The sequence below is a fragment of the Pseudoduganella sp. R-31 genome, from assembly GCF_049913235.1.
Lineage (GTDB): Bacteria > Pseudomonadota > Gammaproteobacteria > Burkholderiales > Burkholderiaceae_D > Rugamonas.
The window spans coordinates 1,350,296-1,369,181 of record NZ_CP183986.1 but is presented as its reverse complement, the minus strand read 5'-3'; the positions used below and the strand labels follow the sequence as shown (position 1 = coordinate 1,369,181).

The 18,886-nt window shown below is 50.8% G+C and carries 14 protein-coding genes; 8 read left to right on the top strand and 6 right to left on the bottom strand.

Annotated features, from left to right (window positions below):
• The first annotated feature begins 241 nt into the window (after window positions 1-241).
• From ACN9MY_RS06255 to ACN9MY_RS06220, 8 genes are all read left to right on the top strand, one after another.
• On the top strand, window positions 242-745 hold the full coding sequence (locus tag ACN9MY_RS06255; RefSeq protein ID WP_426337004.1) for a hypothetical protein: 504 nt from the start codon (window positions 242-244) through the stop codon (window positions 743-745).
• Window positions 745-1,635: a hypothetical protein gene (locus tag ACN9MY_RS06250; RefSeq protein WP_426337003.1), complete on the top strand. Its 891-nt coding sequence runs from the start codon at window positions 745-747 to the stop codon at window positions 1,633-1,635. The genes ACN9MY_RS06255 and ACN9MY_RS06250 overlap by 1 nt, the downstream gene beginning before the upstream one ends.
• A 32-nt stretch (window positions 1,636-1,667) precedes the next feature.
• Window positions 1,668-2,690, top strand: a complete 1,023-nt coding sequence (locus ACN9MY_RS06245) for a hypothetical protein (RefSeq protein ID WP_426337002.1) — start codon at window positions 1,668-1,670, stop codon at window positions 2,688-2,690.
• The gene (locus ACN9MY_RS06240; RefSeq protein WP_426337001.1) at window positions 2,653-4,545 is read left to right on the top strand and encodes an ATP-dependent nuclease; all 1,893 of its coding nucleotides are present in this window, start codon (window positions 2,653-2,655) and stop codon (window positions 4,543-4,545) included. The genes ACN9MY_RS06245 and ACN9MY_RS06240 overlap by 38 nt, the downstream gene beginning before the upstream one ends.
• Before the next feature lie 10 nt (window positions 4,546-4,555).
• Window positions 4,556-6,316 carry a UvrD-helicase domain-containing protein gene (locus tag ACN9MY_RS06235; protein WP_426337000.1) on the top strand — a complete coding sequence of 587 codons (1,761 nt, stop codon included), beginning with the start codon at window positions 4,556-4,558 and terminating at the stop codon, window positions 6,314-6,316.
• A 203-nt stretch (window positions 6,317-6,519) separates the two neighbouring features.
• Window positions 6,520-8,127, top strand: coding sequence for a hypothetical protein (locus ACN9MY_RS06230; protein ID WP_426336999.1), 1,608 nt, complete (start codon window positions 6,520-6,522; stop codon window positions 8,125-8,127).
• Complete coding sequence (locus ACN9MY_RS06225; RefSeq protein ID WP_426336998.1) at window positions 8,124-9,038, top strand: hypothetical protein; 915 nt, start codon at window positions 8,124-8,126, stop codon at window positions 9,036-9,038. The genes ACN9MY_RS06230 and ACN9MY_RS06225 overlap by 4 nt, the downstream gene beginning before the upstream one ends.
• A gap of 62 nt (window positions 9,039-9,100) precedes the next feature.
• Window positions 9,101-10,081 (top strand): hypothetical protein, encoded by a 981-nt coding sequence (locus ACN9MY_RS06220; RefSeq protein ID WP_426336997.1) that lies wholly within the window; start codon window positions 9,101-9,103, stop codon window positions 10,079-10,081.
• A gap of 126 nt (window positions 10,082-10,207) precedes the next feature.
• Here the strand turns inward: ACN9MY_RS06220 and ACN9MY_RS06215 are convergent, their stop codons facing one another.
• The 6 genes from ACN9MY_RS06215 to ACN9MY_RS06190 all read right to left on the bottom strand — a co-directional run bounded on the left by ACN9MY_RS06215 (window position 10,208) and on the right by ACN9MY_RS06190 (window position 18,786).
• Entirely contained in the window at window positions 10,208-11,719 is a 1,512-nt protein-coding gene (locus ACN9MY_RS06215) for a HEPN domain-containing protein (RefSeq protein WP_426336996.1), read from the bottom strand.
• A gap of 45 nt (window positions 11,720-11,764) precedes the next feature.
• Window positions 11,765-13,237, bottom strand: coding sequence for a hypothetical protein (locus tag ACN9MY_RS06210; RefSeq protein ID WP_426336995.1), 1,473 nt, complete (start codon window positions 13,235-13,237; stop codon window positions 11,765-11,767).
• A gap of 2 nt (window positions 13,238-13,239) precedes the next feature.
• Complete coding sequence (locus tag ACN9MY_RS06205) at window positions 13,240-13,836, bottom strand: hypothetical protein (RefSeq protein WP_426336994.1); 597 nt, start codon at window positions 13,834-13,836, stop codon at window positions 13,240-13,242.
• Window positions 13,833-15,767, bottom strand: coding sequence for a hypothetical protein (locus ACN9MY_RS06200; protein ID WP_426336993.1), 1,935 nt, complete (start codon window positions 15,765-15,767; stop codon window positions 13,833-13,835). The genes ACN9MY_RS06205 and ACN9MY_RS06200 overlap by 4 nt, the downstream gene beginning before the upstream one ends.
• 233 nt (window positions 15,768-16,000) lie before the next feature.
• Window positions 16,001-18,118 carry a hypothetical protein gene (locus ACN9MY_RS06195; RefSeq protein WP_426336992.1) on the bottom strand — a complete coding sequence of 706 codons (2,118 nt, stop codon included), beginning with the start codon at window positions 18,116-18,118 and terminating at the stop codon, window positions 16,001-16,003.
• 287 nt (window positions 18,119-18,405) lie between these two features.
• Window positions 18,406-18,786: a helix-turn-helix domain-containing protein gene (locus ACN9MY_RS06190; protein WP_426336991.1), complete on the bottom strand. Its 381-nt coding sequence runs from the start codon at window positions 18,784-18,786 to the stop codon at window positions 18,406-18,408.
• Window positions 18,787-18,886: the final 100 nt, after the last annotated feature.

Sequence of the window (18,886 nt, the reverse complement as noted above, 5' to 3'; positions counted from 1 at the left end):
AGTTGTCTCATCTTGACGATTGTTACGTTCACAATCCACCCCCAGATATACTGTATACGCATACAGCATAATATCCATAAAGCTGCCAGCAGGTAAGGCGGCGTGAAGCAATCAAGTACCGCTGGGCATAATTGCCCACAGTTACAATTCGATAGATTGTTACCATCAGGCACGAGATATTATCGACCGACGATATGCCGGCACGTGTCGTTCCCATCGTGGACAGTCAATAGGAAAACAAATGAACGGACTACTTCGCACTTTGTTCTTTGTTTCGGCGATCGCTCCGGCTGTGTTGATTAGCGCCTTACTTCAACTCTGGAACTTGGGGCCGAACATGACAATTGCTGGTTGGATTGCTGCCAGCACTTTTGCATGCTTGTTTCCCCTTCTGGTAATGATCGCCGCAGCTCAGCGTGTGGCGGTCATGCCGTTTTCGGCAAAAAAGGTGGAACCGCAGGATTGGATGCTAGTGGTATTTGTAGTTAGCTACTTCCTGCCTTTGGTCATAAACGTAAAAGACCTTCATATTTTCGTTGGCGTCGTGTTAGTTGCAGCTGTAATCCTGGCCACACTCGACGCAATCCCGTCCCATCCCGTGCTCCACGTCTTTAGGTATCGGTTTTATAAGGCGGAAGGGACAAATGGTGTTGTTTACACCTTAATCACGCGGCGTCGACTATTGACGGCTTCGGATGTGAAATCTGTAAAGCAGTTGACACCTAATTTGGTTTTGGAGGCTTAATGTACACCCTTTTCGCTTATACCAGAGATCCGGCTCAACGCGTCGTTAGGTTTGCGGTTGATCAAGATGTGCAGACGGAAATGACAGAATTTTTAGAAGCTCAGGTTGAGTATTTTGACAGGGAGCGCGAAGAGTTCGCGTTTGATGGAAAATACAAACCTGATCCTGGTGAAATGCTCATCATAGACGAGTTTGATGATATAGATAACTTATGCGATGCCATTGCCGCCCCGATTAATTTTCCGGTTGCCGATCCGGCCAGCCTCCCTTTCGATCAAATCAAAGCGTTATTCTTCGGAAAACCAGATGATGACGGTGAAACTTCTGTTTACTTCCAAGTGTTCGACCGCAGGAAGCTGATTTCAAGTACTGGTTTTTCAATTTTCCATGCGCAAAACGTCTACAAAAAAATTGAAGGCACAGGTCTTATTCTAGACAATAAAATTATGGCCAGACTGAAAGGGAACGTGCTCAAGTTCCCCAGCTTCTATCACGTGCGTCAAATCTTCGACATGACCAGCTACTATCAAGAAGCTACTGACGCAGACATCCGTGAGTTCGCAACCATCGAACAAATCCAAGTTACCGATTTAGATGCATTGGTAGCAGCTAGCGACAGCTGGATTCGCAAAAAGCTTTGGTTGATCAAAACTAGCGGCATTTTGGAGCGTGTGCCTCCAAACGACATACGCGCGATAGCTGCCGAATTCAATATCCCGGTACATTACGAACAGGTGGATGGAACTGAACGACTTCAGTTGCCCGAAGACAAAAAAGCGTTGAAAACACTGCTTCGATTCCTCGAAGAGGATTACTACAAATCGCCCCTCTCGAAGACCAACTTTGTGACCAATTCAAAGCGCGCTCTTAGCGCCAACTCTGCCGAGTGATGTCGGTAGCTTATTAACCTTGAGTAAACCACATGCCGACAATTCAATCGATGGAGCTCCCTCGCCCAAAGAACTGGCAGGAATTCGAAGACATCACGCGCGACGCCCTAATTAACCGGTGGCAAAGCCCGGATCTGCAAAAGCATGGCCGTTCTGGCCAGTCCCAAGCAGGGGTAGATATTCACGGGCCTGATTACCTCGGGAGAACTGTCGGTATTCAATGCAAAAAGTACAAATCCAAGTTAACAATGAAAACCGTGAGAGCGGAAATCCTCAATGCAGAGAAATTCCCTGGTAGGCTCTCAACGCTAATAATAGCCACGTCAAACGAACATGATTCGGTGCTTCAAGCAGAAATAAGGGCACTATCAGAAGACCGCAGTCGGCTCGGGGAGTTCGCAGTTGGCGTCATGTTCTGGGACGAAATCATTGCTGGTCTTGCTCTCAACCCTGCTTCTGTCAAGGCGCACTATCCCAACATCATTATTGAACCAACAACACACGTCAATTCTGAGCGGCAGCTTGCCGCATTGGAGCTGGGTTACTTTGGAGCGGATATTTGGAAATATATAGAACTCATGTATGGCGAAGCTGGATGGCTTGCACAGGCTGACCCAGATGAGCTAATGGCAAAGCTACGAATTCTAATCTATAGAACAACACAGCTATTGCCCGCCGATGTCGCAGATAAAATCGTTGAAGCAATTGAAGCAACGCGTGACGGCTGTCTCAAACAGTCAGATTGGAAAACAGTAGAACTCCAGTCTAAGCGAGCTTCGAAGCGCATTTCCGATGCAACTAGTTTCCTATCGTTGTTAGAATCGCAAGTACTCGACGTTGCGCTTCAAATTGGTCGGATTTATCACCACATCGACGAGTTGCCTAGTTCAAGCCTGCAATCCCAAATTCGAGAGAAAATGCTCGCCATTCTTGGCACACAGGAGTCCATCACAATCGATGAAGCGATTGACAAAGCAACTGCGCAGAAAACCGGATATCTCTGGGCCGTAAAGATGTATGGTTTCCTCGATAGAAAAATTCGATACCGAACCTAACACGTTCAAACTGAACCTCGAACCGGCCGCATGCGAATTCAAAAGGACTCTCTTGAAAATTACACGCCTTACGATCTCTAACTTCCGTGGAATAAAGCACGCAGTATTGCACTTCGACGGTCATACCTTGCTGGTAGGCCAAAATAACGTCGGAAAAAGCACGATCTGCGAAGCTCTTGATCTCGTACTTGGTCCTGATCGCGCAAGCCGGTTTCCGCCGGTTGAGGAGTTTGACTTCCATAATGCGAACTACTTGAATCCCCCGGCCAATGAAGGAGAACTTCCGACGCCGGTCCCCATTCGAATTGAAGTTTTGCTTACTGGGCTAACGCCCGAAGTGGAGAATCGGTGTGGGGGGCACACCGAATACTGGGATGCGAAAGAACATCGTGTAATTGGTGAAGGAGAGATTGATCAAGCAAATCCCCCACAAGTTACCTGTCTGCGATTGGAAACCGTCGCCCAATACAGTATCGAGGAAGACGAATTCGAGGCCAGCACATTCTTCTCCCATCCGCCTGGCATTGATGAAGGCCTGTCTCCAGTTAGAAAAGACATCAAACGGCTGTTCGGATTCCTGTACCTGCGTGCCTTGCGGACAGGGTCGCGGGCTCTGAGCCTCGAACGAGGATCGCTGCTCGACCTGATATTGCGCGCTAAAGGCATCAAGATAGGGCTTTGGGAAAAAGCAATTGGACGTTTGAAAGACCTGGACATTGGTGACGATGCGTTAGAACTTGATGGCGTCCTTCAGGAAATTGAAGAACGACTCGGACGATACATCCCTACAAATGCCGATGGACGAGCAACCCATTTACACGTGTCGCAGCTAACCCGTGAACATCTGCGTAAGACCATGGCGTTCTTCATTGCCATGTCAAAGGGTCAAGAGCACGTACCGTTTCAGCAGGCCGGTACTGGCACGTTAAATACGTTAGTGCTCGCCTTGCTTTCGCTCCTCGCGGACCTGAAGCCCTCTTCCGTCATCTTCGCCATGGAAGAGCCAGAGATTGCAGTTCCTCCGCACACTCAACGACGGATTGCAGACTACCTGCTCAATAACACAACTCAGGCCTTTGTTACATCTCATTCGCCATACGTTATCGAGCGATTCGAACCATCGCAGACCCTTGTACTATCGCGCGACGCGCAAGCCACCATCTCGGCTAAACGCGTCTCCGATGCCAGCAGCCTCAAGGACCAGGACTACAAACGTTTCGCACGCCGAGGGCTAACTGAATGCATGCTCGGCAAAGGTGTGATTGTGGTTGAAGGCGTAACCGAGTTTTACGCCTTGCCGGTCATAGAACGACGGCTGCACGAGGACCTTGCAGGAATGTTTCAACCATTGGATCTATCGGGTGTGGCCTTTTTCGACGCCGATGGCGAAAGCAATATGCTGAAATTCGGATCTTTCTTTAAAGAGCTCGGGCTCAAGACTTTCTCGTTCTACGACTTCTTGAAACGCACGGCTGAAGACAAAAAGAAGCTGACCGATTGCTTCACAGTCGATTGCGAGCACCCGCACGCAGGTTTCGAAGGACTGATCGCAGCAGAAGTTCCGGTGCTTCGACTTTGGGCGTTCCTATCAGAGCTTCGGGATAGTGGTGAAAATGGGAATATGGTGATCCCTGCAGCTCAGCCCGACGATGAGGCAGTTCGAAAGCTGACGAAAAGTGCTTTGGCTGGAAAGAAAGGAGCAGGTTGGTCTGCCCGCCTTCTAGAAGGATGCACTGTGGCTGAAATGCCAGCAACTGCTGTAAATTTCCTATGCCAAGTACATGCACACTTCTTGCCAGCACCAGCCCAACCGGCCGACTTGGAACAACCTGAGGCGCCAGCTGAAGCCGCCTAGGACGACCTGAATGGAAATCTGTGAACTACGTCAGAAGCTTCTAGACCACGACGGACATGCCCTTGTGATTGGAGGTCCTGGAAGCGGTAAGACTACCATCGCTTTAAAAAAGGCCGTTCTTCGAATCGAAGAGGGTCTATTGCCAGGCCAAGCCGTTCTGTTCCTGAGCTTTTCTCGCGCGGCCGTCGCCAGGGTTGCGGAAGCCGTCCAGGCTCATGTAGCTCGCGAGCATCGAAGCGCGCTCAACATGCAGACCTTCCATTCCTTTTTTTGGGAGACGTTGGCGTCAAATGCTTATCTTCTTGGCTCCCCGAAGCCGCTTAAGATCCTACTTCCTCATGACGAGGAAATCTTGTTCGGTAAGATCAAGAAAAAGAATCGCAAGGAAAGCAATCCGGAGTGGCGGGCATGGCTGAATGAGCGAGAGCGTCTGTTCACGGAAGAAGGAAAGATGGCCTTCGATTTATTCTTTCCGAGCGCGGTCCAGCTACTTGAAAGGTCTGGCCATATCCTAAGGATGATCGCCCAACGCTACCCTTTGATTATTGTCGACGAAGCACAGGACACCAATAGCGACGCATGGCGATGCATTGAGCTCTTATCCAAAGAAACCATCATCATTTGCCTCGCCGATCTGGAGCAACAGATATTTGACTACTTGCCAGGCATTGGCCCGGAAAGAATTGATGCGATCAAGGTTGCCCTCGATCCGTTGCAAATAGACTTGGCCGGTCAAAACCACCGGAGTCCAGATTCAGAAATCGTGGTATTTGCCGAAGACGTCCTAAAGGGCGCTGTTCGAGTGGGCCCATACAAGGGCGTGTCTTCTCTTACTTACAATCCGAAGCCAGATAAATTTGATGCAAGAAGGGTCGTGCGTATGGCCCTAGGGGCACTGCAACGGCGCATTCGCAAAGAAACGGGGAAGTGGGGGCAGAGTATCGCGATACTAACTCACTCGGGTTCAGCAGCAGCCAAGATATCAGCAGCCCTCAATTCCGACAGTAAGCCAGTGAGGCACAAGCTTCTATTTGATGAAAACATAGCCTTACTCTCAGCGCGGATCGCAGCTAGCCTGCTCGAACCCATGCGTCCTGCAGAGAGGATGGTCAACATCGCTTCCATGCTGGAGAAGTTTGCAAACATTGAGCGCGCCAAAGGTTCCGCGAAAGTAGCAGGAATTCAGAAGTGGATCGACAAAGTGAATGCCGGGAAGCTGCCTACTGCGGCGTTCGTCAAGAATGTCGCCTCACTAATTGACGAACTGGGCATGGGTCCATTTACAGGAAGCCCTACTAAGGATTGGTTAGCCATCAAATCGATGCTTCGGCATTCCTTGGACCCACAACTCCAGCAAGTGGCATCCCAACTGGACTACTTGGTCAGCTTCAACCGTGGGAAGCGAATCGCAGCAGGCCTTAGTCAGTTATGGGAGCAGCACGGCTGCTACCGAGGTGCAGCAAACGCTTTTGAAGTGGCTCTCGCACAAGATCAACTGATGGGAGGTCTTGACGACCCGAACGGCTTACAAATCATGACAATTCATAAATCCAAAGGCAAGCAATTTGACGGCGTCATCATTTTCAGATCAGGTCGATTTGACGAAAAATTGGGGCAGCTGTCCTCGTTTATCTGGCGCGGTGATGAGCGTCCTTACCATCGAAGCAGAAAAATACTTCGCGTTGCATTCACGCGAGCAAAGACACATGCACTAATTCTTAACCCGATGTATCCATACTGTGAAATTACTGGTGCGTATAACCTTTCTTAGCTAACACGGGCATAGCTCCCATTGCCCGCATCCGAAGTTTGAGAATTAGACAGCTTCATCGCATCAAACGCAACCGCTCCGGCAACCTTGGTCACCAAAAATAGAACTGCTCCATGCACGCTCCACTTCCGTATCCTCTGAGAGTTGAAGATCAGCTCCTGTACTCCAAGTCTTTGTCGCCACTCCCTGATTCCGCAATCCAGATGCTGGCTGAAATCGAGAAGCTGGATGTATCGAAATTCTCGGAGCTAGACGTGCGGAGTGAGGTCATAGATCCGATTGTCCGGGCGCTCGGATACAAGAAGCAGACCTACTTTTCTCTCGAACGTGAAAAACCCTTGAAGATTCTCAATAAGGACCTGCGAGTCGACTACAGCTTCACGCTGATGCACGAGAATTTTTGGGTCATTGAAGCGAAGAAGGTCAACCGAAAGGCACTGCGATTTACGGCCGCCGAACTGGAGCAAGCGCTGATTTACGCAGCGCATCCTGAAATCAATGCTGCGTTGCTGGTCCTCTGTGACGGCAGGATTCTGCATGTCTTCGATCGAGAGGAGAGCCTTACGTCACCAATTCTTGAAATTGAGATTGAGCACCTGGTGCGAGACTTCGACAAACTTCGCACCGTTCTGTCGCCTTGGCAACTGTGGTTCTTCGAAAAGAGACGTATCGTTCGGATGATCGACAAGGTCTTTGACAGGGAACCCAACATGGAGCGACGGGAAGAGTTTCGGGCACTTGTCGATACTCGCCTGCGCCAGAAAAGAATAACGGTTCTTCAGAATTATCAGAACCTTGGCCCTACTCTTCTTGACCGTGATCGACTCGAGCACATCAAATCTTGCCACTACACTGAGATCATAGGCGTACATTTCTTCCGCCAGCGAACGGCGGGAGAACTCAACGCTATGTCACACCGGCTTACAGAATTCTGCAAGACTAACGCCTTCCACGTCTTGCACGCGATCTTCCCCGACTCCCCTCGCGACACGAATGACCTTTACTGGGGTGCCGCTCTCCACTTCTTACTCTGGCTGGATCGAGAAGGTGTAGCTGTGCACTGGGTACCAGGCTATTTGCGCGATGTGAATTCGACCGAAGGTATCCTGTCCACTGCGATTAACCAACTGATACGGCTTTGCCTAACCACCTTCGCGAGTGACCATGCAAGGCGTATTGTTCAGCTCTACGCGGCTTCCGCGCGTAGGCTTGCAAAGCAACTTAACCTCATCTCACCTGACACGGAAGCCATCACGAGTCTTCAGCATGCATTGGTGCGACACCACCTCGATGAACTCTCTTTTTCGCAGTATACATCGACTTCTCGAGGGCATCGAGGTGCCCTACTAGATGCAAATACCATCCGCCTCACTGAGGCATTCGTAAGTGGCTGCACATCATCCGACGATGACTTCAATGTCGACAAGGCTCTTCTTCGCCTCAAGGATATTTGGAGGTCCGAACTGCTTTGGCTTGGCGATGGAGAGAACTATCGCTTGGCTCGAAATGCGCATTCGATCGAAGATATGCCTGGTTCCGAATTCGTGAACATTTCTTATGACAATTTGGGACATCATTGCCTCTGCATGCTTAATCAATTCCCCAACTGGAGATCGCATGCGATGACAACGTACAAGGACGCCATCGAAAGCGTTGCTAGGCATGGCTCCTGGCAAGCGCGAAAATGGCTCGGCATCGCGGACGATGAGCAAATGACGCGCCTCACAACAAAGGACCTAGCCGATCGCTTCTTTTTGGGCGACGAAGACGTACTGCTGCGATTGGCATCTGGCTATGGAGTCAAACTTTGATCGAAAATGTGAAAAGGCATCCAATTGAGGGAGTTCGTTCCGATGCGCTTAAACACCTTCGATCTTCCATCACGCAATTGAAGCAGCTCAATTTGGATTTGGGGCTAGTCGCCCAGTTCTCGCTTGTCATCGACACGAACGCAGTCATCAAAGAACTGCTTTGGCTCACCCAAAAGCGTAGGAATCCAGGCGCGCGCAGCGGTCTGATGGAGACCGTGGAGTCCGAAACCATCAAGTTGTACGGCCCACCGCAATTATTTGATGAAGTCCAACGAAAAATTCCAATTGTTGCCGCAGACCGCAACGCGGACGAAAGCCAAATGTTTGCGCACTGGGACCACTTCAAAAAACGCATCGCGCTGGCCATGCCAGACCCGACTTTGACCGCACATCTAAAAAATGGGATTGATCCTGACGACGCTGAGTTTGTGGCGCTTCAAAAGACTATTGGAGCAACCGGCGTTCTCAGTAACGACGCACACATCCCATTGATGGGAGGTACGCCAATAACCATCGATTGCGTCTTCCTCCTACGAGACTACTCGCGTAGTACTGCAATCGAAATGTCTATTAAGGTTGCTGGCACACACATGCTGATCGCAAGCATCGCTGGCGTCAAAGTCGCTTGTCACGCAACGCGCTCGCTTGCTCATGCTTACCGCCGATTGCCGGATTGGATAAAGGTCACTCTCATTGTCGGCGCATTTATGGCGCTATCGAACCAGAAGATTCGATCACAAGCAGCAGCCACGTTGCGCAGTTTAGCGAATGGCATCTCAAACGCATCTCCAAAAGCTGTAGAACTCGTGGCAGATGCGGCGACGATCGCCTACGAAAACCGCGAACGCGCCAAGAGCAATCTCGCGCTTGCTCTTTCCGAGATAGGACGCGTAATAGAGCGAACCATTTAAACTCCCATATTAGCAACCGCACGATCACCCACCATCACTCAGAGGAAAGGCCACTCGAACTAATGACATCTAAACTCTTTCTGACAGCCAGCAAAGACTCGAGCCAAGAACTTACATCGCTGTTCGACTTCGTTTGGCCAACATCAGCGGCTATCTGGAATATGCAGTGGCAAGTCAAAGGGTATCGCGCGCAGATGCCCACCGCGACACCTGATGAGATGGGGGCTAGGTTTACCTCTGGAAGTGGAATCCAGAATGTAAACTTCAAGCAGCTAGAGCAAGCCAGCTGGTCAGACATGCAGGGCTGGTTCGCAAAGCTCCTGCTATCGGAATCTTGTGCCCTGTTTGAAGGGTGGATTGCTTCAGCATTGGACGAGCTGAAAGTTCCCGATACTGTCCGCAAGCGCACTACAAAGAGCTCTATCGACAAACAGCTTCAATTTCCATCGGAAATCGACGCCTCAGGATCGGCCACCAAAGGCCTGCAAAAAGGTCTGGCGAGCCTGCATGCGTCTGGGAAGTCGGCTGCATTACAAGCTAGCTTCCAAGCCCCCTTGATGGCATCTCGAAAGAATGCAAGTTCTCATATTGAGAAATTGCTGGTTTGCTACAGGGTGTTCAAAGAGGCGCGGAACTGCTTCACACACCATGGCGGCCGCGCCAATCAAAAGACGGTGGATGCGTACTCTAGCTACGCTACAGAAACGCCAGTCACATTGGGACTAAAGGAGAAGCCAATCATGCCTCCGATAACCGTCGTTGGAAGTCCAATCGAGTTGTCCCTGCGAGGTGTAGTTGGATTTAGCGATGTCGTATTCCGCCTTATCCATACACTTGATGCCGAATTTGCAGTTTCATCCTACGCCGAGCAAGTGTTCGCATCTATTTGGACAAGCAAGCACCCCACTCCTGTGACACTCAAGTCGATCCCTGCTAAGAGGCATACTCAACTTAAAGGTATGGTTCACGCCTGCGGGCTACCAAGACCCACTTCGCTAGCGTCACTTGACACTTATATGCAAAATCAGGGGCTCGTTATTTGATCCTAATGGATTAGATTGATGGCGGACGGCGTGGACGCATATACCGCCGTTCTCATACATGCGCCTACAGAAGTTAGCAGGTCAACGCACTCATTCCCACGGCGACCTGCAAAGCTCTGACTAAATCTAAGTTGGTAGCGAAGTGGAGCTTTGCGGGTCACTTTCGCCCATGGTGATGTGCATGATCGCCCCGATCTGCGCACCAGGGTTCTTTGCTCGCATTTCCGCACTATTCAACTGTATCAAATATTGAGCCTCGCTCGACGCGTCTGTCAGCGCAGCCAACATGGCATCCTCTTGTACTCCGAGAAAATCCAAGTACAGAACCCGCAACAGCAACCGCATGCGTACACTGGCGCGATGCAGTTCGACCCCATCTAAGATGTCATTCTTAGAGGCGTCATCCCAATGGGTATAGTAATTTCGCGTAACCACCCATCTCCTCGGAAGTTGACCGTTCCCTCCAAGAACCATACGCCGAACATTTTCGGGTAGCTTCGCCACCAGTGCGTCCAGACGTTTGCGCAACGAGATTTCGTTGCCATATTTGATGCGCGACTTCAGCGATTCGCGATGGTCTGATCCGACCGAAGCTGGGATGGCTTTGCAAAGTTCATTGTGGACTTTTGCATATTCATCGACGGTAGTGTATAGGCCAGGCAGGATGGCGCGGTGGAACCCTTCAAGCGCTTGCATAAGTGAGAGAAACTCGACGTGCGACCACAGGTTTCGAGTATTCAAGACGCTCAGTGCCAGTTGGCTGGGCGTTTCGATTGCCTGGTATCGTTCAAACCAATTCTGGCATACAGTCGCAAAGTCGACGCCCATCATTCTTCTGGCCATAAAAAACTCACTTGGGTTTTGAAAAGCGCAGCATGCAGGCTCACGCAAGGAGGTCAAAACCTGAACCTTTCGGTCACCTTCCGAAAGCACGCCCTCGGCATGATCATGAGCCATCGGCGAGCCTGCAATGAAGGACAGCAATGTCAGCAGCTTTCCCCGCTGGTCGAAAAACCACTCAAGAGTTTGAGGCTGATCGGGCCTAATCGTCAGGTGGCCATTGATAGTTGCGCGAATCTCTGAGAGAAGATCGCCCGAATAAAGATGACGCAACCCAATGCATACCTTTGCTTCAATTGCTGGAACCTCGATCAATTCTTCAGGAAGATGCTCGAATTCATAAGCAACACTCATCGGAGATGAATCTGTACGATTGATGATCGACCGAGTAACTCCTGAGCGACCATTCCACAATTGCAGACCTGGGATCCTAAAACTGAACTCTCGGTACAGCGTGTCGGTAGTCACATGTTCACCAACGACTATCCAACTTGAGACAAGTCGCTCGGTCTGACGCAAGCCAGCTGGCCCTAAGTTGTAGCCTGAACCGACACGAGTAGCGTTAAGTATCGATAGGTGTTCACTTGCCGTTGAAATACCATGAACCACAGCATATTGGCATACCTCGTCGCCATATACGGCCCCGGCCTGTACAGGACTAAATGAATCATTCAATCGCAGAAGCGCACGGTTGGCCTCCCACGCAAGGGTTCCGGAGATTTGCCGCGTTTCGGCCAGGCCCGGCAGGGACCATTCACCCACAAATTGCACTGCCTCACCCAATGCATATTCCGTCATAAGCTTCACTCTCCCATTAGGTCGGTTGGATCTGCTAAGTCGTCCTCATTTCGAGGGACGAATAATGGACTGCATTCTTCGCGCCATCTCGGATATCTTATCAGTCGCCGCCTGCGCATCGAGACGTCCAGCGGAGAGATCTCGCCGAATAGCCGCAAGTTCCTCATTAAAGCTATCGAGACGAGCAGCTCTCGCCTCAGAGGCTTCAACATTGTCCCAAAGACCGTCGTCGTTCCTGGCCAAGTCTATGTAGTGCCATAGCGATCGCACGTCCGCATGCCCAGTCTTCTGTCGAACTCGCTCAAGCAAAGCTCGATAATCTGAGTCCGTGACAATTTTCTTTCCTGTGAGCTTGAACTCCTTCAGCAGCTTACGAACCTCAAGCGTAATGAAACGATGCCGGAACATAGAAAAGCAGACTTGCTGCCCACTCAAACCAGCTTCGTTTCTGAGTTCCAGAAAATCCTTCTCCAGTGCCGAGAGCGTGAGTGATCCCCCAAACTCTCCCGGCTTTGTCCCCAGGAAGACAGCACCTGCGTTGCCTTTCTCAATGCCGTGGCTCCTACATGCCGTTTTCCAAGATCGGAGTGCAATGAGGTACCGTCGCACGCTCTCAACCTGCGCACCGTGCAACACGAATGCCCGTCGAGGCGGGTCGTTACGGCGCCTCTTCAGAGTTGGAATAAGCAGAGTACTTTTTGCATCCTTCTCACAAGCAATCACCGCTTCAAGGTCGCTTAATGTAAGCAGCATCATCTCGCCCGGTCGCAGCCCCGTTGCTTGCAGCAGCCACAGGATGAAGCGACGTCGCGCCCACAGATAGTCTACGCATGCTCCAGAAAACTCGTCGTCGAGCCCATGAGCACGACGCGTCATCTCATGCAGCCTTTCTAATGTTCCCTTGACTTCAATGGCATCTTCCAATGCCTCGATAACCTGCCTAGAGACTGGAAGCTTCCTTTCCGTGCTGACCGGCTCTGGCATGTACCTGTGGCCAAATTCCACTCGATTCAGGTACTTGTTCCAACGTTCTGTGACCGTAATGGAAGCGCCTTCGCCTGACCTTCCTATCAGAGGCTTCGCCCCACGATACAGCGCTGCTTGAAACCAGGTTAGGAAGCAGATGCACCGATGAATAATGTTCCTGATCGTATTGTTATTTCGTTTGGTTCCTCCCGTCATTGCTCCAGTCTTTTCCTCCGACAGCTCGCGGATGAAGATCTTGATATCACCGTCTGACAGTTCGCCAAATGCCTTTCCTCTTCGTCCGCAATAGCTAACAAGCTGACCAAGCTGAAAAGCATATGTCTGCGCACTTCCACCGGTCCATTCATAAGATTGTTCGATCAAATACTGGTTCACCGGGATGCACGGATGACCGCTTGGCCAGTGTACGAATGCACCTGATCTGATCGTCTGTGATGTGACGTAGCGACGATCACGTTCTTGTATAACGGCCTCCGGAATATGGAAGCCAGCGACCCGGAAAACGCGTGAGCGAAAGTGGTCGTTTTCCATGGCTACATTGAGCTGACGTTATCAGGACGCAGAGTCGCAAAGATCGCCGGCGAAAAGATCTTTGCGAACTTCTCATCGTGTTCATTGAGAAGGTTCGTCAGTCGCCTCATGTAAATTTCGCCAATTCTGGTGTCTTTGGAAATCGCCGCCACTTCCTTTAAGAGCGCAACATACGCCGTGCTTTGCGCGAGCATAGCTTTCTGCGTGCTCGAAAGCAGGTGCTCCATATCACCAAGCCGATAGCGCAGCTTATCCAACTCGCTCCCAGCCCCCCTCCGCTTCTGTTGCTGCGAAATATATGCCTTGTAGATGCGACGTCGAAAGCTATCTAAGTATTGCCTTCCAGTGCAGCCATTGGGCTCGGAAAAGGCGGAAAGAAGGTCGTCGGCGTGCTTGAAAAGCGTATTTCGAGATCCGATTGGCTCAATTTTCATGGCCTCATTTTCGAATTTCGCGAATGCCTCTGCCGACCGACATGCACGCAAAAACTCTTGTGGTACATTCGCCATGTCACGCGCGGCGCGTTCCAATGCGACATACCGCATACGCACAGCACGCTGCCATTTCGTTAAATCACCTGAGTGCGACAGACGGTTCATTTTCTTTTACCCTTACGTAAGGCAACACATACCTTCCTCGACGCCCCATCTATCTGTGCGTAGTACTTCTCGATATGAAACAGGTTTCGTTCCTGCAGGGAGAGGAGGTAGGCTCTAAGCTCCCGCTCCGATACCAAGTCAAGGCCTTTAACTTTGAAATGGTTTAGAACCCGGTCGTACAATTCCGCGAACTCAGCTTCGCTACCACTGAAGCCGGTCCGAGTTCGCAGACGATCGCCGATGTACAAAGCGTCCAAGCTTTCAGCTGTCTCACCCGGAAATTCAAGCTCAATGTAGGCTTTGAGATGTTCCACATTCGTATGGCCAGCCAGGTCACTGGCGGCGTCCATTACGCTCTCCCTACCACTCCAAAACATAAGTAGCAGCGTCCACTTCCTCAGTTCGTGGATTCTTACGTACCACCGTCGTCCAAGTTCGTCTGGCGGCAAGTTGACGTAATCGCAAAACAGGTCCAGATAGCGGTCGAGGATCCTGCTGTAGATCGTCTTGCGCTCACCAAGATAAAAGCTCGGAAGAACAAACAAACGGTCACGATAGAAATCGTCACGTTCATCGAATTGAGCAATCAGTCCTGCGCTTAGCCGCTGCAGTTGCTTTATGGCCTTTGCAGCAATCGCAGGGATGGGCTTTGCCTCCGCCTCTGAATTGAATGGCCCCACAGTGCGCTTAGCCAAATCGGACTGGAGGTAATAGTATCCATTGAACTTTAGACAGTCCCTACGCAGCATAGCGATTTCGGAGTTGCGCGATGGTTTCAATATGGCGATGATGACCACAATCGCGCCAATAAGCACTTCAATCGCTTCATGTATTGAGGGAGAGTGTCGACGTTTCGCAAAGCTTACACGGCGTGTATTCGGAGTCAATGAGCCGAACCCACCGCCAATTTCTTTTAGTTTTTCGGGAATAGGAATGTCTTTAAGGATCGAGCTCATCCACTTACTCCTTGCCGAATGGTGATCGGCACAAGGAGCAGTGAAACGCAAGACAGCCTCCATAGAGCGGAGAAAATGCTCGACTAGTTCGTCTCCATAGTTCTCCACCCAGCTTAATGCCGTATCTAGATACTTCATCCCTGTCTCGACAGGCATGAATGGCGTTCGCTTAACTTCCACAGAGTACTTTCTCGCCAACGACTTCAGCTCCTTGACATTGATTGTTTCTGGGCTAATTAGCTGCTCCGGCATGTGAGGGTACAGCCGAAGAATCACCTCGATTTCGGAGGCCAGCATTTCCGCTGGACTGAATGAGGTTGACGTCTGAAGCGCCGCCTCGATCGTGATCGTTCTATGCCCAGGAAACTCGCGACGCTTCTGTCCACTCAGAAGCAAATCACCAGAATCACAAGCCTTCGGCTCAAACTGGCGTAGGAATGCCATAAAACGGTCTGACGCTCCTGTGAGAGTATCCTTCTCAACACCCAACAGATCAGACAGGAATGAACGCGATATACGCCCTCCCGAGCGTTTTGAATAGGCATTCAGGCTGGCGAGCCACGCACAAATCGGCCCCACGATGTCATTTCCAAGTCGAGCGTTGAGATCAAGATCAGGAACGACCGTCGTTTGAAACGCCCCGATGTAAAAGCATTCGAAGTAGCGGCGAACCAAGCAATGTGCTTCGGTCCATCCGCCCCTTCCCACCTGCGTAAATAGTTCTCGCAGGGATTGCTGATCCAGCAAGGCAAAGCCAAAGTGCTTTGGTGCTAGTTGGCTCTTGTGGAGGAAGAGCCAGTTTGCGATGGACTTTAGCGTAAAGCAGAAGTGAATCCAGGTCGTGAGGGCGGGTACTCGCTTTCCCGCGAAGCCATCACGATAGAGGCATGCGGTCATTTTGACCGTTTCAAGCATTACCGAGTTCGAGTCATCCGTCAGGAACGAGCCGTCTGGCAAGCGGATCTTCCAGTTCACGTCGAGTGTCGATATCCACTTCCCGTTTAAGAAACGGGTCTTCTTTCCCGCCAAAGTTTTCCAAACGTGATCGGACCAATCACTCAAGAGCCAACTAGGCCTTTGCCCGGACTCGTAGGGTCTGACAATTCGTATGTACTCAGAAGCGCGTCTACGGACCTCTTCAATCTCATTTAGGTTCAATGGGCAGTCAGGCTCTGGCCGAACCAAAGAGAGCATCTTCTCGAACGAATTCATACAACCTCCCAGTTCGTAAGGATGTTGCGTTCCAGCGCCGTGATATTCGAATTCATCAACCCGTTGATCGCATCTCTATGCGCTGAGCGTAGTAGCCCGGTATTTGCGACACCCATAAACCGCTCAGCAACGTCGGGGCGCACGGCAATGATGTAGATCATGCGAGCAAGGTCTAAGAGTCCATCGGCATGCTCAATGATAGGAAGACGCCCCAGATCCCAATCAAGTCGCTGTTTGTATAAGTGCGCCACAACGTCTTTGGAAACGATTACCGACAATAGCCCATCGAACGAAGTCTCACACCTACATTGTTCATCAATCGATATACGAAATCTTGGCGCATACTTGCGATAGATCTCATCGGCCACGACCGAACTTCCGGGAGCGAAGTCATAAGTGATCTGAGCGAGAAACCAGTTCAATTCTTGGACAGCTGCCATGTCAGAAACCCGAAGGCAGTACTCTTTCCCAGCACTGGCTAGTACAAGCAAAATGTTTTGAAATCGGCGAACAATTCGCTCATTCCATATGCGGCGGATTTCCCTTGGAATGTAGTTTTCAAGGGACACGCGGTATGTGTTCCCAAGCCTCACCGAGACCAGAACCAAGGATCCTGTTTCGAACCAGGTGAGCAACCCCATCGTGTTGCGGATCTTTGCAAAGTCAAGTGTCCCCTGCACCAGTCCAAGCTCTTCGAGCTCGGGGTAATAGCGCACCAAAGAGTATTTTGTATGCCCGTTTAGCTGCCTAGACGACACCTCAGGGTGCCCCAGTTTTCCGCTCCCACTTCCAACGAAAAGGTGCCGCCAGAATTTGGATCCAGCCCGCCTAAGAAGTTCTCGAACTGGAGCGGTAACCTTTAAGATGTGCTTAATCACCCGAGCGGCCCTCTTGGAAAGAGTCGCGTACTTGCGGCACCCAGCGCGAGGTTTATCTACACTTAGCCTTAGCCCGCCCGCTCTGTCTGTTGCGAGAACAAATGACTTACCTTTGACATTCAGCAGTCTTGCGGAAATGATTGACTCGGGATTCAAGGTCGGATGCTCTTGAATCAGGATTGCGCAAGCTACTGCAATATCTAGTGGGCTCAGCACCCCCAAAAACCTTAGATACATTGACATCACAGTCTGCAGCTCTAGCTGGTTCTTGGTAAGTGAACTGAGCTCGTAAAGCAGATCCTGCGATGAAAACGCCCTTTTTCTTGCAAACCTCGAACAAAAGGCCGGATGGCAACTAAGCGATTTGGCTGAGAGGCAGGAAACATCATTCGAAGTCCGCAGTATGTACCCCAGTATCGCTAACGTTGCGGCTTCACTTCCTGGCACGTTCGGGTGCGTTGCCAGCCCTGGCCTGAAGCATTTAAGACAGTCGAGTGCGTCGTTATCTGGCCCCCACAATTGAGTCGATGCGCGGGCCTTGATCCACTCAGATTTTGACCGAATTAGTTTCAATCCTACGTGAAAGTCCTTTACCGTTCGGTGCCAGTAGTCGTCGCAATATTTACTCAGCGACTCGATTCGCGAACGCATGACTTGTTCGATCTCTTCGATCGCATCGACGTCTGTTGTCCAGAAAATTTGGCCATATAGCGTGCGTCCGACAGGAGCAGAGTTGGTTGAGACGGCTGGGCCATCCCCAATGCTGCGGGGCCAGAGCGCAGTCCCATTGGCGACGACCAGCCTGGGCAGTGTCGTCTTAGGTATCATCAGGCCGCGTGGAAGAACTCCTTCCTCTCCTAGCATGCACAACCAACCCGAGATGGTTTGATCCCACGACCTGGTCCTAGTGACCAGCGTGGCCTTGTAATGACCTGTACTTAAATACCAGATGTAGAAGTCGAGAATCAGTGCCTGACATTCATCCAAGTGGATCGGCAAGGAACAGATCCCCCTAAGCTGTAGAAAGCGCCCAAACGTTACTACGGAGCTGCGCAGATAGGCTGCTTGGGTCTTATATCGCTTGCCTTCGATGCGGGCTTGGGTCGCATCAAGGATGCGTCGAATTAATGCTGGCAGCAAATGCCTGAGAGAGCTCAGGTCGACTGCATGGTCAGCCTGGCGATCAGGATTCTCCAGATAGGCAACCACCTTCACTTGCGAAATTTCAATGCGCATACGTCCCCCTCTAGGAGCGCCTAGGCCATTTCATGGCGGGCGAGTTGAACTAAAGCCGCTTTCAACAACTGGAAAGGCAAGCAGTGTCCGTAGCGGCCAACGGGCAGTCGCAAAGGCATGCAATGAGGAGGCAAAGCGAGGACGAACCACTACGGATACTTGACAGCCGTCCGTGGTAGTCATACAGTGAAGTCACTTGTCTGATTCACCGATCAACTTGTTTGATCTCGCAAAAGGCCATGTTTACCGACGTGGCCTTTCGTTTATTGCCCCTCGTAAGTTCTAATTCATGGACATGCTTCGTCCTCCATCGAAAGTAACCGTTCAATAGTGCTTAGGGTTTCCTCTGAAATCTTAGGAGCGCTAACGATGGCATAGGCGATCGAGCACCGTCGCTCGCCAACGCCTGGGGGGATCTGCAAGGAACCCGTTGCACATAACGCGGCGGCTTTGAAGGTCGCTCGCTCGTGACAGTCCAAGTTCAGCGCGTCGCCTAACTTCCCTAGCATTTCTTTTTGCTTGGGCAAGGCCTGCCCGCTCTCCAATTTGGAGAGATAACTTAGACTGCATCCCACTGATTCAGCGACCTCGCGCAGCGTTAAATCTAACCCGCGTCGATACCTTCTCAGTAGGCGTCCAAATGAAATTGCCGTTTGGCTTGATGTCATTAGGTATCCAGTGTCGTCTACTCACTATAGTCCGTAATATTAGATTTGGAAAAATATTTTCCTTACCAATCAAATACTTACATCATAAACCTAGCCCGAG